Raw genomic sequence first — 13,889 nt, forward strand, 5'->3', positions numbered from 1 at the left:
ACCGGCTTCAAATCGGCCTGTCCACCACCCGCGCATTCCACAGGTCCCGATAGCGCTCCCGCCAACCGGGACTGCTTTGATCCAGCCACGCCAGCGTCGCGTCAATGGTGTCGTCGCTGATGACGAAGTGATTGATGTGCTCCGCGATCCGTTCCTGCGACACGTGCAACAAGTCCAGGTAGGCATTGAACGAGTCCGCCAGCACCACGTACTCATCGCCTTGCTGGCGACGCCCCGTCCAGGCAGGTAAACCTGCGACCATCGCCCCCACATCCTGGCGACCCTCGCGCAGGTCAAGTAACAGCACGCTGGCGCCGCCATCGCGGCCGATCGGCAATAACCCTGTCGCGGGGAAGCCAGGTTGCTTGCGCAGTTGCTCCAGTTCAAAGGGGTTGGATTCATACTGCTCGCTGGGGTCCAGGCCATACAGCAAGAAACTCAGCAGCTCTTTATCGCCATTGCTCATGGTCGCCAGCACGTCGTATTCCACGGTGGCGCCGTTGCAGGTCTTGAGAAACTGCCGGTAATCGTCCGGCAGGCGGGCGCCGAGGGTGGCTTCCAATTGCGCGAGGGCGTGGTCGGATGCGCTTTCTCGGGTGTCGTCGAAGATCAATCCACGGTAGTCAGTCATTCGGGGCTCCCAGCACCTTAGTAAAAATCATAATAGAGCGCCCATTCCCCGGTTTGGTTGTGCTTCCAGAACATCAGGCTGCCACTGTCGATCACGTTGAGGTTGATCTTGGGGTCCGACGAAATCTGGAACACAAACTCGAAACCTTCACCCGGATCCACCCCCGACTGGCAGAACGAGGGGTAACCGCCGATCTTGTGTTCGTAAGCATGGGTGATCAAGTCGTAATAGCTCTGTATCTCGCCGGCGCGCTCCAGCGTGAGAATGGCTTGCTCAAGGTCCGCGGGGACACCGCCGCCATCCCACAGTGGGAAGTCCTCCGGCACCGCTTCTGCCTTCAACGGGAAAGGTTTGAGAAATGTGCCCGGTACCGGCAGCGCCTTGCGCACCAATACGTCATCGGGACCATATTCGCGGATCACCCAGTTATTTCCCATCGGCTCAAAGTCTTCAGGAAACGGGTCCGAGATAAACACCGTCAGCACACGAACCCCCGCCAGCAGCGGGCTGTTGAAGGGCAGGGCGGGCAGGTAAAACTGCGCGTAGGGCAGCAAGGGTTGTCCGGCCTGATTGGTGGGTACGCCTTCATCCGGGCGGAACAGGAAGACATTCCCCAGCCAGCTTTCTTCATCGGTGCCGAGAGGGCGAAAGCCGCCGGCCATGAACTTCACGGCGGGGCGGGCCAGGCGTTGCTTGATTTGTTGAATGTCCATGTCGCTGTAAACCTTCCTTTTGCTACAGGCACAAAGGCCGCAGATTAGCAGTGCGCGGGCGCGGTGCCCAATTGGTCTCCTTCACGAGTTGGCTTTCAGCCGCCCCAGAATCGCCGTACGCAAACACCCCCAGGCGATCACGCCGATAATCAGCACCTCGGCGACACCCACCAGCACATTGAATGAAAACACCAGCGGTTGCTCGGCCCAATAAAAGCTCGTCGAACCCGATCGAATGCCACTGACCCGCAGCCGCCCGGTAAACAGCGCGCGCACCAACGCGATCACATGCGTCAGCTCCAGCACCGCCAGGAAAACACCCAGCAGGGAGAGCAGGGCGCGTGCGGGCCTGCCGAGTTTGTCGGTGGACTCAGCCACGGGTGCCGGCCCCTCGGATTTGCGCCGCCGGGCCACCTTCGCCGGTGATGGCGCAGGCCTGTAGGGCGCCGCGGCCGCCGACCCAACGTGCACCTCAGTGGGCACGGCCACGTTCAGATAGTCAGCCAGTTCTCGCAGCCACATATCGGTGCGTGTGTTCCCCGGTATCACGGGCACGTTGTCGGTGGTCAAGCGCTGCTCGGTGCCGTCGCGCATCACCAGCCACAACTGGGTGTTGGCCGGCTCTGCCTGTGGACGGCGGCGCAGTTCGAGGTGGTGGGCTTTATCGATGCTGAAGGTTGACTGCACACGCTCGCGGCCACCGAAAAAGTTTCGAGTGCGGCGCTTGCCTTCGCCGTTGGCCCGCGACAACAACAAGCTCTCGCGGATGCCGGTGTACACCATCAGCAGCAGGCCAAGGGCAGGAATGAGCAGCAGGCCGAGCACGATCAGCAGCGAGGTCAGCGGGTCCGTGTCCGCCCACTGCGAGCTGCTATCGGTGAGCCAAAACACGACGAAGGCCAATGGCAGGGTGAACGCCATTGCGCCTGTCAGCAGTACCAATGCGCTTTGCACCCCGTTGCGCGAGTGGATGTGCAAGTCACCCTGCGCGGTGCGCTCGAAGCGATGCCCAATCAATATGCAAATCTCCTGATGCGCCTTGAGGGGCAGCGATTGGCGGCCGAGGTCGGCATTAACGCCATGGAGAATACCTTAAGCCGAGAGCGCCACGCGTTTCCCGGCCCGGAATGCCAGGTAGCGGTGATATTCAAGGGTGAACGCTGGGTTCGGTGTGTCGTTGGCGTGGGTGTAACGCACCACACGTATCGTGTCGCGCATTTGCCGTGCGTCTTCGCCCTTGAGTCCTCACACGATGCCTGCTCAGGCGCGCGGTGATGCGGTGCCGAGCGCTGCATGACAATGAAATGCCATGATGAAGGCATCTTGAGTTTTAAACCGGATGACTCGCAAACACCCCTTTGCAGGGCATATCGGTCTACCATGCCATCCCCCGGCAGTGGTTCCACGCGCTACCGATCTCTCTCTCGCAAGGTATCGCCTCATGTCCATCGACCAAATCAGCCTCCCCAAGGGCGTCGGCCCGCATGCCACCAAGCTGCTCGACGCCATCACCGGCGCGTCCACCCATGAAGAACTCAACCGCGCGGGCGGTAAGGCGGAAGGGTTTGTGTTGGGTCTGGAGGCTTCCAAGGCCATTAAGAGCCAGATCGCTGAGTCGCTGTATGTGGCTTATGACGATGCGGCGAGTCATCGGGCCAGTGAGTTGAAGGGGTAAACCTCAACGCCCTCCCTGATGTTGTACAGTCGACTTCCACCAAAGGGCTGATTAACTCAGGGATCCCATGACATTGACCGTCGACACCTTGCTCAACCTGGCCATGGCCAACCCCATCAACGCCGAAATCACCGCGCGTCTGCCCGACCTCAGGGTGGAGCAATGCATGCTCACGGCGGGATGTCTATTCCAGGCGGTGTGGAATCATCAATCCAATCTCCCTGCCGCGCAGGGCGTAAAGGACTACGACGTTTTCTACTTCGACACCGACTTGTCCTATGAGGCCGAGGACGCTGTGATTCGCAGGGCCGAGCAGTTGTTCCAGGATTTGGGCGTGAATGTTGAGGTCAAGAACCAGGCGCGGGTTCACCTCTGGTATGGGCAGCGGTTTGGCCGACCGTATCCGCAGTTGCACTCGGCTAAACAGGGGGTGGACCGTTACCTGGTGGCGGGGACGTGCATCGGGTTGGAGATCGCCACCGGTGAGGTGTATGCGCCCTATGGGCTGGCGGATGTGGAGCAGGGGATTCTTCGGATTAACCCACTGCACCCGGAGCCTGAATTGTTTGCGCGCAAAGCCAGGAGTTATCAGGTGCGGTGGCCGTGGCTGAGGATTGTGGAGCCGGTTTGAGCACCGTGCAGTCCATTTTTGTGTGGTTGATTGAATTTATCTGCGGCGGTTTGAGTCACTGATGCTATGCGTGGTTTTCTTTCAACCGACCTCAAGGACCGACCATGACCTTCTTCATCTTCCTGCTCGCCTGCGCCGCCGCCGCCAGCACCGGCATCCTTTTCAAACCTGGCGCCTGGTATGAATCCCTCGTCAAACCCAGCTTCACCCCGCCCAATTGGCTGTTCCCGGTCGCGTGGACGATTATCTACCTGCTGCTGGCCTGGGCCGGTTATCGCCTCACACTGATCCCAGGCAGCGAAATGGTATTGGCGCTGTGGGCTGCGCAGATCGCACTGAATACGTTGTGGACCCCGGTGTTCTTCGGCGCCCATCGCATCTTTGCGGGGATGGTGATTATTGCGGTGCTGTGGGTAACGGTGGCGACGATGGTGGTGATGGCGGTGCGTCTGGACCTGATCACCGGCTTGATCCTGTTCCCGTATTTGGCGTGGCTGTGCGTAGCGGCGGCGTTGAATTTCTCGATCCTGCGGAATAACCGTTGATGGCCCACCAACCTTGGCCGGCCAGCGAGTCGGATTTGGCCCAGATGCGCCGCTTCAATCAAAAGCTCGCCTGGATGCCGCGCTTCAAGATCCGTAACCGCGTGACGCCGCGTTTGATCCAGGGATTGTTGCGCGTCAGCCAAACGCTCAAGAAGGCGCCAGCGGCGCAGTGCAAAATTGTCGACAACGTCCCCGTACGCATCCTGCGGCCAGTCGGCAAGCCTAAAGGCGTGGTGCTGGATATCCACGGCGGCGGCTGGGTGATTGGCAATGCGCAGATGGACGACGATCTTAACCTCGGCATGGTTAACGCATGCGACGTGGCGGTGGTGTCGGTGGATTACCGGCTGGCGGTGGATACGCCGGTGGAAGGGCTGATGGAGGATTGCCTGGCGGCGGCGCGCTGGTTGCTCTGTGAGGATGAGTTCAAAAAGCTGCCGGTCATCGTCGTCGGCGAATCGGCCGGCGGGCACCTTGCGGCGGCGACGTTGTTGGCGCTCAAGCAATGGCCGGAGTTGCTCCAGCGTGTGAGCGGCGCGGTGCTGTATTACGGTGTTTACGATTTGACCGGTACGCCGAGTGTGCGCAACGCCGGGCCGGAGACCTTGTTGCTGGACGGACCAGGAATGGTCGATGCGCTGCGCATGCTGACGCCAGGTCTCAGCGATGACGAGCGCAGACAGGCGCCGTTGTCGCCGCTGTATGGCGACTTCGACGGCCTGCCACCGGCGTTGATGTTTGTGGGTGAGTTGGACCCGCTCAAAGACGACACACTGTTAATCGCTGAACGGTGGCCACAGGCAGAGGCCCATCTGCTGCCGGAGTCGGCCCATGGATTTATCCATTTTCCAGTGGCGATGGGCGAGGCGGTGTTGGCGTATAGCCGAGGGTGGATCTCGACGAGGATCAGTGGTGAATAGGTGTTTTGGTGGGGCAGCCCTGCTCACCACAACTGGATCCTATTCACCAACCGTCCCGTATCAGACAAGTGACTGAAGGTTCTACGCTTCAGAGTGCTGGGTAGTCGATGTAACCCTCGGCACCTGGCGTGTAGAAGGTGTCTTTGTCGGGCACATTCAAAGCGGCACCACTGAGAAAGCGCGCGGGCAGGTCCGGATTGGCCAGGAACGCGCCGCCGAACACCGCCGCATCGGCTTTGCCCTCGGCGATCAAGGTGTCGGCGCTGTCCCGTGTAAGGCCGCCTCCGATCAGGTAGCGGCCCTCGAACAATTCTCGCAACGCAGCGTGATAGTCGAAGCTCGCCCCGAACAGTGCCACATGCAAGTAGGCCAGTTTCAGCTCGCGCAGTTGCTTGACCAGGTAGGTGAAGGTTTCCTGCGGGTTGGCATCGCTGATGTCGTTGAAGTTCATCTCCGGGGAAATTTTGATGCCCACGCGATCACTGCCTACTTCATCGACCATTGCGGCGAGCACTTCCAGTACGAAGCGGCTACGGTTTTCCACCGAACCACCGTACTGATCTTTGCGTTGGTTGCTGCTGCTGGAGAGGAATTGCTCGGGCAGGTAACCGGAGGCGGCGTGCAACTCCACCCCGTCAAAGCCTGCCTCGATTGCCCGGCGTGCGGCATGACGGTAGCTGTCGACCACGCCACCGATCTGCGTGACGCTCAAAGCATGGGGCGTGACGAAATCCTGCAGGCCGTTCGCGGTCCAGGTCTGGCCCGCCGGTTTGATCGCAGAAGGGGCCAGCGGCAGCGCGCCGTCGGGCAGCAGTGAAGGGTGAGAGACCCGCCCGCAATGCATCAGTTGCATGAAGATGTGCCCGCCCTGGGCGTGCACGGCTTGGGTGACAGATTTCCAGGCGGCCACGTGTTCGGCGGTTTCGATACCTGGAGTGCGGACGTAGCCTTTGCCCGACGCGTCGGGAAATACGCCTTCCGAGATGATCAAACCGGCGGTGGCGCGTTGGGCGTAGTAGGTGGTCACAAGGTCGGAAGGCACACCGGCGTCGTTGGCGCGCGAGCGTGTCATCGGCGCCATGATCAGGCGGTTGGCGAGGGTGTAGCGACCAAGGGAAAGGGGAGAGAAAAGAGCATTCATGGCGGTGTTCCTCATCAGTGATGGGGTTATGATTGATCAATCCGATTTCGGGATAAATGCCTGAAATACGAAATGACTAATCCACTGATGGGATAATGCTGTGGAATTTCTCAACGATATGGCGCTGTTTGTCGAGGTGGTGAAGGCACGCAGTTTCAGTCGCGCGGCCGAAAGCCTGGGCATGCCGAACTCGACGCTGTCCCGGCGCATCAGCGAATTGGAAAAAGGTATCGGCCTGCGGCTGTTGCACCGCACTACGCGCAAGATTGAGCCCACTGAGGCGGGTCAGTTGTACTTTGAGCGGTGCAAGCGCATCGTCGACGAGGCCCGCCTGGCCCATGAACAACTCGGCGAAATGCTCGCCCAACCCAACGGCGTGCTGCGCGCTTCGTTGCCGGTGGATTTCGCGATGGTCTACCTGGCGCCGTTGATTGCCGAGTTTTCCCGGTTGTATCCGGACATCACGTTCGAACTCGACTTAACGCCGCGCCAGGTCGACTTGATCAGCGATCCAGTGGACGTGGTCATTCGCATGGGCGAGCCCGCCAATTCCCACCTGATCGCGCGCAAACTCGCGAATATGCGGCGAGCGTTTTACGCCTCGCCCCAGTACCTGGAACGCGCCGGACTGCCAGCTCAGCCAGCAGATCTGGCGCATCACGAATGTTTGCGCATGCGCGGGTCAAGGGCGCATCGATGGGTCTTGGAGTCGGGGTCGGAGAAGGTGGACGTCGACGTGAGTGGGCGGTTTGAGCTCAACAGCGTGGGCATGCTCAGACGCCTGGCCGCGTTGAACCTGGGGATTGCGCTGCTGCCCGAAGGCATTGCCGAGCAGGATGTGGTCAGCGGGACACTGTGCAGAGTACTGCCCGACTGGCATGGCTCGTCGGTTTCAGTTTATGCCCTGACCGAAACGCGGCTGCTGCCCGCGAAGACCCAGCGGTTTATCGAGTTTTTGCGCGACAAGCTGGAGGATGCATGACTGGCCGGGTAACCTTTCGCCTCCCACTCAAACGAAGGGATGTACATGAGATTCTTCAACCCGGCCTCAAGCGCTCAGCCCCATCCTGCCTGTCCGCCTGCAGCCCTGAAGGGCACTTCATTCTGCGAGTTGCTTGAGTGAACGAGCTGACGCTACGGCCGGCCAGGATCACCGACCTGCCCGCGGTTTACCGGGGCGAGCGGGGATATATCCAGCGTTGGGAGCCTGCACACGAAGTGGTCTGGCAAGAGCAGTTGGAACGGCACCTCACACGTTGGGTCAACAACGTTGAGCGATTGACGGTGGCCATGCTCGACGGACAGTTCGCCGGTTATTCGATGTGGATGCCCGAGGACGGTCTTGCCGAGTTGTGCACGATCAACGTCGGCGAGGCATATCGGCGCAAGGGTATTGGGCGTGCATTGCTGGAGGCCTACCGGGCGGCGGCGGGGCAGGACGGTTATGCGCGGTTGAGCTTGTGCGTGCGGGCGGACAACCCGGCCCGGTTGATGTATGAGGTGGCTGGGTTCGTGTGTGTGGGAACAGCGGCCAACGGGTATTTGCGCTACGAGCGAGTGAGTGAATGATCAATATCCAGACGGTCACGGTTGCCGACATTCCAGAGGTTCTGGCCTTCGTCCTGGCAGCCCGTGCCGAGCTGTTCCCCAAGCTCAGCGATACCAGCATGCCCGCCGACCTGGCGCAATTCGAGGCCACTTACCTTCACGGCGATGGGCACTTCCTGATCGCTCGCCAGGACCACCAGATCATCGCCGCCATCGGTTATTTGCCCTACGACGATCGTTTCCCCCAATTGAATTACCAAGGCCGCAAGACTGTGGAAGTCGTGCGCCTGTTCGTCCTTCCGGCCTTTCGCCGCTTCGGTCTGGCGGGGGAGTTATACCGCGCGTTGGAGGGCAGGGCGCGGGCGGATGGCGTGGACGTGGTGTATCTGCATACCCACCCATTCCTGCCTGGGGCGATTGATTTTTGGGGGCGGCAGGGGTTTGAGATTGTGGATGTCGAGGCCGACCCGGTGTGGCAGACGACGCATATGCAGCGGAGTTTATAGGTTTGCGGTGAGCGCGCTCGTCGTGGTCAGAGGGCTTCTTGTGGTGGAAGTATTTCCTGTGGTGAAAGTACGTCCTGTGCTGAAAGTGCTTTCTGTAGTGAAAGTACTTCCTGTGGTGAAAGTGCTTTCCGTGGTGAGCGGGCTTGCCCCGCGCTGGGCTGCGCAGCAGCCCCCAAACCAGGCACTGCGGTTTTTCTGAGAAATTGCGGTGGCCTTATCGGGGCCGCTTCGCAGCCCAGCGCGGGGCAAGCCCGCTCACCACAAAAGGCTCATCGGTCACATAACGCCCATCTGCGTGGAAGTGCTGTCTGTGGTGAAAGTACTTGCTGTAGTGAAAGTACTTCCTGTGGTGAAAGTGCTTTCTGTAGTGAGCGGGCTTGCCCCGCGCTGGGCTGCGCAGCGGCCCTAAAACCAGGCACCGGTTTTTCTGAGGAATTGCGGTGGCCTTATTGGGGCTGCTTCGCAGCCCAGCGCGGGGCAAGCCCGCTCACCACAAAAGGCTCATCGGTCACATAACGCCCGGCCGCGTGGAAGTGCTGTCTGTGGTGAAAGTACTTGCTATGGAGGAAGTGCTTTATGTGCTGAAAGTGCTTTCTGTAGTGAGCGGGCTTGCCCCGCGCTGGGCTGCGCAGCGGCCCTAAAACCAGGCACTGCGGTTTTTCTGAGAAATTGCGGTGGCTTTATTGGGGCCGCTTCGCAGCCCAGCGCGGGGCAAGCCCGCTCACCACAAAAGGCTCATCGGTCACTTAACGTCCATCTGCGGTGCTCACCGAGCGCCTCAGTTAGAACGCAACCGCAGTATCTGCGCCCCATCAAACGGGTCCGTCAGGTAATGCCCCTGCACACCGAACGTCTCCTGCAACCGCTGCGGTGTCAGCACGTCCAGCGGTGTGCCCAGCGCCACCAATTGCCCGTGATCGAGCACCGCCAATCGATCACAGGTCAGGGCCTGATTAAGGTCATGCAGCGCGATCAGCGTCGTCACCGGTAACCCTTGCACACCCTTCAAGATTGCCAGTTGATGTTGAATATCCAGGTGATTGGTCGGCTCATCCAACAGCAGAATCTGTGGCCGTTGCGCCAAGGCGCGGGCGATGTGCACACGTTGGCGTTCGCCGCCGGAGAGGCTGCGCCAGGCGCGTTGGCTCAGGTGGGTGGCGTCCACATCGTGCAGGGCCTGGCACACGATGGCGTCGTCCTCGCGTGACCACGGGCTCAGCGCCGACAACCATGGCGTGCGCCCCAACGCCACGGCGTCGAATACGCGGATGGCGTCGTCGGTGTCGGCCTGTTGCTCCACCACTGCCAGCTGTTGCGCGATGGCGCGGCGGGACAGGTCGCCCAAACGCGTGCCCCCAAGCCGTACCTCACCAGAGGCGGGTGTTCGCAACCCCGCCAGCAGTTTGAGCAAGGTGGATTTACCGGAGCCGTTCGGGCCGACAATCCCCAAGGTTTCCCCTAACTGCACCTCAAGATGAATATCGCGTAGCAACTCGGCATCGCGCACCTTGAAACCCAGGCCCGTACAACTGAGCACCTTCATCGCGCATTCCTCCGCCCGATCAGGATCAACGCGAACACCGGCGCGCCGACCAGGGCAGTGACCACGCCCACAGGAATCACTTGGCCTTTGATCAAGGTGCGCGACAGCACATCCGCCGCGATCAAAAACAGCGCGCCGCCCAAGGCGCTGGCTGGCAGCAACCGCGAGTGCCCGGTGCCCAGCAACAGGCGCACCGCATGGGGGATCACCAGGCCGACAAAGCCGATGGAGCCGACAATCGACACCATCACCGCCGTCACCAACGCCGCGCAGCCCACCAGCACAAATTGCACGCGGCGCACCGGAATGCCGAGGGACGCCGCCGAGTCACTGCCGAAGGTAAACGCATCCAGCGCACGCCGATGCCACAAGCACACCGCCAAGCCGGCAACCGCTACCGGCACCGCCAGCCACACCGAAGGCCAGCGCACACCGCTGAGGTTGCCCAGCAGCCAGAACATGATGCCGCGGGCCTGCTCGGAACTGGCCGACTTGGTAATGAGAAACGCGGTCAGGGCATTGAACATCTGCGAACCGGCAATGCCCGCGAGGATGATCTGGCCGGTACCGCTCATAGAGCCGCTGGCCCGCGCGAGCAAGATCACCAGGGCAAACGCCGCCATGGCCCCGACAAACGCGCCGGCCGACAGTGAAATCAACCCGCCGCCCACGCCCATCAGCGCCACCAACACCGCGCCGGTGGAGGCGCCGGCGCTGATACCCAGCAGATAGGGATCGGCCAGCGGGTTGCGCAGCAACGACTGCAAGATCACCCCACAGGTGGCCAGCCCCGCACCGCACGCGGCAGCGACCAGGGCGCGCGTCAGGCGGTAGTTCCACACCACGCCTTCGTCGATTGGATCGAGCAGATAGCCGGCGTTCCACAGCTTATTGGCGAGCACTTGAAGCACCACCTGCGGCTCGATGGACGTTTCGCCGATGGCCACGCCCGCGAGTAGGGCGGCTGAAAGCAGGGTCAGGGCGAGCAGGGTGCGGATCACGCTTTTACTCATTTGCGCAGGTCGTAGCCGTCGATGGCGCCGGCCAGCTGTTCAAGGCCATCGAACGTGCGGAGGCTGGCCTGCAGCGCCAAGGCGTCGAGGATGATGATGCGGTTGTGTTTGACGGCGTCCATGTTGCGCGTGACCGGGTCGCTGCGTAGGAAGGCGAGTTTCTTTTCATGGTCGTCGGCAGGGTAGCGGCGACGGTCCATGCGGGCGATCACCAGGAACGTCGGGTTGGCCTTGGCGATGGTTTCCCAGCCAACAGCGGGCCACTCTTCATCGGACTGCACCACGTTGTGCAGGCCGAGGGTTTCGAGCATGAATTCGGGGATGCCCTTGTGGCCCGCCACGTACGGGTCGCTGGCTATCTCGGAACTGGAGAACCAGACCAGCGCGCTGGCTTGCTTGAGGCCTTTACTCTGCGCGGTGGCAACGGACTTGGCCAGGCGCGCCTTGAGGTCGTCGTTCAGCTGTTGGCCGTGCGCCTGCACGTCGAAAATCTCGGCCAGTTGGCTGATGCTCTTGTAGAGGGTCTCGATGCGGAACGGCTCCAGCCGCGTGCCGTCGGCGCCCACCAGATTGTCCTTGCCTTCGCAGTCGGAAGGCAGCAGGTAGGTGGGGATCTTCAATTCGTGGAATTGCTCACGGGTGCCCACCACGCCTTGCGGGCCGACCACCCATTCCAGCTCGGCAGCCACCAGTTGCGGGCGTTTGGCGATCACTGCTTCAAAGCTTGGCTCGTTGTTGGCCAGGCGTTCGATTTTGTCGTTCTGCGCCTGGTACTGGGGCAGCACACTGTTGAACCACAGCGAGGTGCCGACCACTTTGTCGCCGACGCCCAGGGCATACAGCATTTCGGTGGCGGCCTGGCCGATGGTCACGCTGCGTGCGGGGGCTTGCGGGAAGGTCACGGCGCTGCCGCAGTTTTGGACCGTCAGCGGGTAGTGAGTGGGCGCCGCTTGAGCCAGGGCACAGAAACCCAGACCGGTGATCAGGGCAGTAACGCGTGGCAGCATGGGGCGATCTCCGTGTGAACCGTAGGTGAAGCAGGGGCAGTACGGCTCGGAAATACGCCCTTGAACGCTGCCGGTCGGGCAGGCAAGGATGTCCTTCCCGGACACCCCGCCGGTTAGTGATTGTGCTGGGCCGGCAGGTCTCCTGACTGATGCGTCTTCGCCACGCTCCAGCCTTCCCGGACGAGGTCCAGTGGCGTTAAGGAGCAGGCTCGGCACCTACAGTTGCGGGGGCAGTTTCGATTGACGCCGCGGGCGGCGTTTCGAATTCCCTATTAGTCCCATGGGGGAACCGGCGGCGCTATGGTAGTTGATTCAGCCTCGCAGAGGGAGGCTGAGCTTCAGTTCGCGTGCCGGTGGCGCGATCTTCGATGTCGCGCCAAGTCATGGCGCCTATCGTTAAAAAGTCGCTAGGACGTTCGCGCCTCGCAAAAAGGAGGCGGCCAATGTGTGTTCGTCAGTAGCTTCGCAATCCGTTTTTTGCTTGATCCCGCCTAAATGCGCGATCAGATGGCTCACCACAACACGGCCGCCTGCCATGAAAGGCCCGCTGCGCAGCCGGGGTTATTTTCGATCCAGCCACACCGTCTGCGCATTGCAGAACTCGCGAACGCCGAAGTGCGACAGCTCGCGACCGAATCCACTTTTCTTCACGCCGCCAAACGCCACCCGTGGGTCGGAGACGCTGAAGGCGTTGACGAAGATCCCGCCGGTTTCCAGCTGATTGGCGATATCCCGTGCTTTCGCTGCGTCAGTGGTGAAGATGCTCGCGGTGAGGCCAAATTCGCTGTCATTGGCCAGGGCCACCGCGTGGTCGGCGTCGCGGGCGGTGATGATCGAGGCCACGGGGCCGAACAGTTCCTGTTTGAACGAGGTCATCTGGTCGGTGACGTTGGCGAGTACGGTCGGCTCGTAGTAGTTGCCGTCGCCTGTGACTTTATGGCCGCCGAGCAACAGGGTCGCGCCTTCCTCCAGGGTGGCCTGGACCTGACCGTGCAGCTCGTCGCGCAGGTCGAAGCGGGCCATTGGGCCAATGTAGGTGGCAGCTGATGTGGGATCGCCCATCACCAGGGCACGGCTGGCTTCGACGAACTTGGCCGTGAAGGCTTCCACAACACCGGCTTCGATGATCAGGCGCTTGGCGGCGGCGCAGACTTGGCCACTGTTCTGGAAGCGGCCGATGAGCGCGGCTTGCACGGCGGCGTCGAGGTCGGCGTCGTTGAGCACGATGAACGGGTCGGAGCCGCCCAGTTCCAGCACGCATTTTTTCAACGCGGCACCGGCCTGGGAGCCGATAGCGATGCCGGCGCGCACGCTGCCGGTGAGGGTCACGGCGGCAATACGTGGGTCCGCGATGGCTTTGGACACGCCCTCGGGGGTGACGTTGATCACTTCGAATAAGCCTTCAGCAAAGCCGGCTTTACGGAACGCTTGTTGGATCAGGTAGGCGCTGCCCATCACATTCGGCGCGTGTTTGAGCACGTAAGTGTTGCCGGCGAGCATGGTTGGCACGGCGCCGCGCAGTACCTGCCATACCGGGAAGTTCCACGGCATTACGGCGAGAATCGGGCCCAGCGGGCGGTATTCGATGTGGGCGGTGCCGTTGTCGACCAGGGTCGGTTCCGGGGCGAGCATGGCCGGGCCTTGGGCTGCGTACCATTCACTCAGTTGCGCGCATTTTTCGACTTCGGCACGTGCCTGGGCGATGGGTTTGCCCATTTCCAGAGTGATCATCTGCGCCATGGCTTCGGCTTGCTCGCGCAAGGCGGCGGCCAGGGCTAACAGCAGCTCGGCGCGCTGGCTCACCGGCTGGCGGCGCCAGGTGCGGAAGGCGCTGGTGGCGCGGTCGAGGGCGGCATCCAGCTGCGCTGTTGTTTCGTAGGGATAGTTGCCGACGGTTTGGCCGTTGGCGGGGTTGATCGATAAGGCGTGGGTGTTCGCGTTCATGGCACCGTCCTGCGTGTACGTTGGGAATGGAGGTCAGCGTACGGGGCTGGATCTTTTCTGGAAACTGAATAA

16 protein-coding genes and 1 riboswitch are annotated in these 13,889 nt (G+C 61.5%); of the genes, 7 read left to right on the forward strand and 9 right to left on the reverse strand.

Translation table 11 applies throughout. From position 1 onward, the window contains the following. Positions 1 to 7: 7 nt before the first annotated feature. The 4 genes from ACKZ62_RS09115 to ACKZ62_RS09130 all read right to left on the reverse strand — a co-directional run bounded on the left by ACKZ62_RS09115 (position 8) and on the right by ACKZ62_RS09130 (position 2,562). Complete coding sequence (locus ACKZ62_RS09115) at positions 8 to 631, reverse strand: SMI1/KNR4 family protein (protein WP_122680505.1); 624 nt, start codon at positions 629 to 631, stop codon at positions 8 to 10. A gap of 17 nt (positions 632 to 648) precedes the next feature. Continuing rightward, positions 649 to 1,344: a DUF1963 domain-containing protein gene (locus tag ACKZ62_RS09120; RefSeq protein ID WP_179178689.1), complete on the reverse strand. Its 696-nt coding sequence runs from the start codon at positions 1,342 to 1,344 to the stop codon at positions 649 to 651. Positions 1,345 to 1,425: 81 nt separating this feature from the next. Then, a complete protein-coding gene (locus ACKZ62_RS09125) occupies positions 1,426 to 2,364 on the reverse strand; it encodes a hypothetical protein (RefSeq protein WP_447096946.1) in 939 nt (312 codons plus the stop codon). A 72-nt stretch (positions 2,365 to 2,436) separates the two neighbouring features. Beyond that, positions 2,437 to 2,562: a hypothetical protein gene (locus tag ACKZ62_RS09130; protein ID WP_447096564.1), complete on the reverse strand. Its 126-nt coding sequence runs from the start codon at positions 2,560 to 2,562 to the stop codon at positions 2,437 to 2,439. Positions 2,563 to 2,785: 223 nt separating this feature from the next. Between ACKZ62_RS09130 and ACKZ62_RS09135 the strand changes: the two genes are divergently transcribed. The 4 genes from ACKZ62_RS09135 to ACKZ62_RS09150 all read left to right on the forward strand — a co-directional run bounded on the left by ACKZ62_RS09135 (position 2,786) and on the right by ACKZ62_RS09150 (position 5,115). Further along, positions 2,786 to 3,019, forward strand: a complete 234-nt coding sequence (locus ACKZ62_RS09135; protein ID WP_032885861.1) for a hypothetical protein — start codon at positions 2,786 to 2,788, stop codon at positions 3,017 to 3,019. A gap of 67 nt (positions 3,020 to 3,086) precedes the next feature. Further along, a complete protein-coding gene (locus tag ACKZ62_RS09140) occupies positions 3,087 to 3,650 on the forward strand; it encodes a nucleotidyltransferase family protein (RefSeq protein ID WP_447096565.1) in 564 nt (187 codons plus the stop codon). Between the two features lie 104 nt (positions 3,651 to 3,754). Further along, positions 3,755 to 4,195, forward strand: coding sequence for a tryptophan-rich sensory protein TspO (tspO, locus tag ACKZ62_RS09145; RefSeq protein ID WP_032885858.1), 441 nt, complete (start codon positions 3,755 to 3,757; stop codon positions 4,193 to 4,195). After that, positions 4,195 to 5,115 (forward strand): alpha/beta hydrolase fold domain-containing protein, encoded by a 921-nt coding sequence (locus ACKZ62_RS09150; RefSeq protein ID WP_447096566.1) that lies wholly within the window; start codon positions 4,195 to 4,197, stop codon positions 5,113 to 5,115. The genes tspO and ACKZ62_RS09150 overlap by 1 nt, the downstream gene beginning before the upstream one ends. A gap of 88 nt (positions 5,116 to 5,203) precedes the next feature. Here ACKZ62_RS09150 and ACKZ62_RS09155 read toward each other — a convergent pair whose 3' ends face one another. Then, positions 5,204 to 6,256: an alkene reductase gene (locus ACKZ62_RS09155; RefSeq protein WP_447096567.1), complete on the reverse strand. Its 1,053-nt coding sequence runs from the start codon at positions 6,254 to 6,256 to the stop codon at positions 5,204 to 5,206. A 100-nt stretch (positions 6,257 to 6,356) separates the two neighbouring features. Here ACKZ62_RS09155 and ACKZ62_RS09160 point away from each other — a divergent pair, with 100 nt between their 5' ends. The 3 genes from ACKZ62_RS09160 to ACKZ62_RS09170 all read left to right on the forward strand — a co-directional run bounded on the left by ACKZ62_RS09160 (position 6,357) and on the right by ACKZ62_RS09170 (position 8,310). Further along, positions 6,357 to 7,238, forward strand: coding sequence for a LysR family transcriptional regulator (locus tag ACKZ62_RS09160; RefSeq protein WP_122764658.1), 882 nt, complete (start codon positions 6,357 to 6,359; stop codon positions 7,236 to 7,238). A gap of 137 nt (positions 7,239 to 7,375) precedes the next feature. After that, positions 7,376 to 7,825, forward strand: coding sequence for a GNAT family N-acetyltransferase (locus ACKZ62_RS09165; RefSeq protein ID WP_447096568.1), 450 nt, complete (start codon positions 7,376 to 7,378; stop codon positions 7,823 to 7,825). Beyond that, a complete protein-coding gene (locus ACKZ62_RS09170; protein WP_099603115.1) occupies positions 7,822 to 8,310 on the forward strand; it encodes a GNAT family N-acetyltransferase in 489 nt (162 codons plus the stop codon). The genes ACKZ62_RS09165 and ACKZ62_RS09170 overlap by 4 nt, the downstream gene beginning before the upstream one ends. A 778-nt stretch (positions 8,311 to 9,088) precedes the next feature. Here ACKZ62_RS09170 and ACKZ62_RS09175 read toward each other — a convergent pair. The 4 genes from ACKZ62_RS09175 to ACKZ62_RS09190 all read right to left on the reverse strand — a co-directional run bounded on the left by ACKZ62_RS09175 (position 9,089) and on the right by ACKZ62_RS09190 (position 13,817). Beyond that, positions 9,089 to 9,853: an ABC transporter ATP-binding protein gene (locus ACKZ62_RS09175; protein WP_032885852.1), complete on the reverse strand. Its 765-nt coding sequence runs from the start codon at positions 9,851 to 9,853 to the stop codon at positions 9,089 to 9,091. Further along, positions 9,850 to 10,854, reverse strand: coding sequence for a FecCD family ABC transporter permease (locus ACKZ62_RS09180; protein WP_177326422.1), 1,005 nt, complete (start codon positions 10,852 to 10,854; stop codon positions 9,850 to 9,852). The genes ACKZ62_RS09175 and ACKZ62_RS09180 overlap by 4 nt, the downstream gene beginning before the upstream one ends. A gap of 8 nt (positions 10,855 to 10,862) precedes the next feature. Next, positions 10,863 to 11,873, reverse strand: coding sequence for an ABC transporter substrate-binding protein (locus tag ACKZ62_RS09185; RefSeq protein WP_447096569.1), 1,011 nt, complete (start codon positions 11,871 to 11,873; stop codon positions 10,863 to 10,865). Positions 11,874 to 11,988: 115 nt separating this feature from the next. Further along, positions 11,989 to 12,182, reverse strand: a riboswitch (cobalamin riboswitch). Positions 12,183 to 12,434: 252 nt separating this feature from the next. After that, the gene (locus ACKZ62_RS09190; protein ID WP_095185550.1) at positions 12,435 to 13,817 is read right to left on the reverse strand and encodes an aldehyde dehydrogenase family protein; all 1,383 of its coding nucleotides are present in this window, start codon (positions 13,815 to 13,817) and stop codon (positions 12,435 to 12,437) included. Between the last annotated feature and the right edge of the window lie 72 nt (positions 13,818 to 13,889).

This window comes from Pseudomonas sivasensis, from assembly GCF_052938085.1.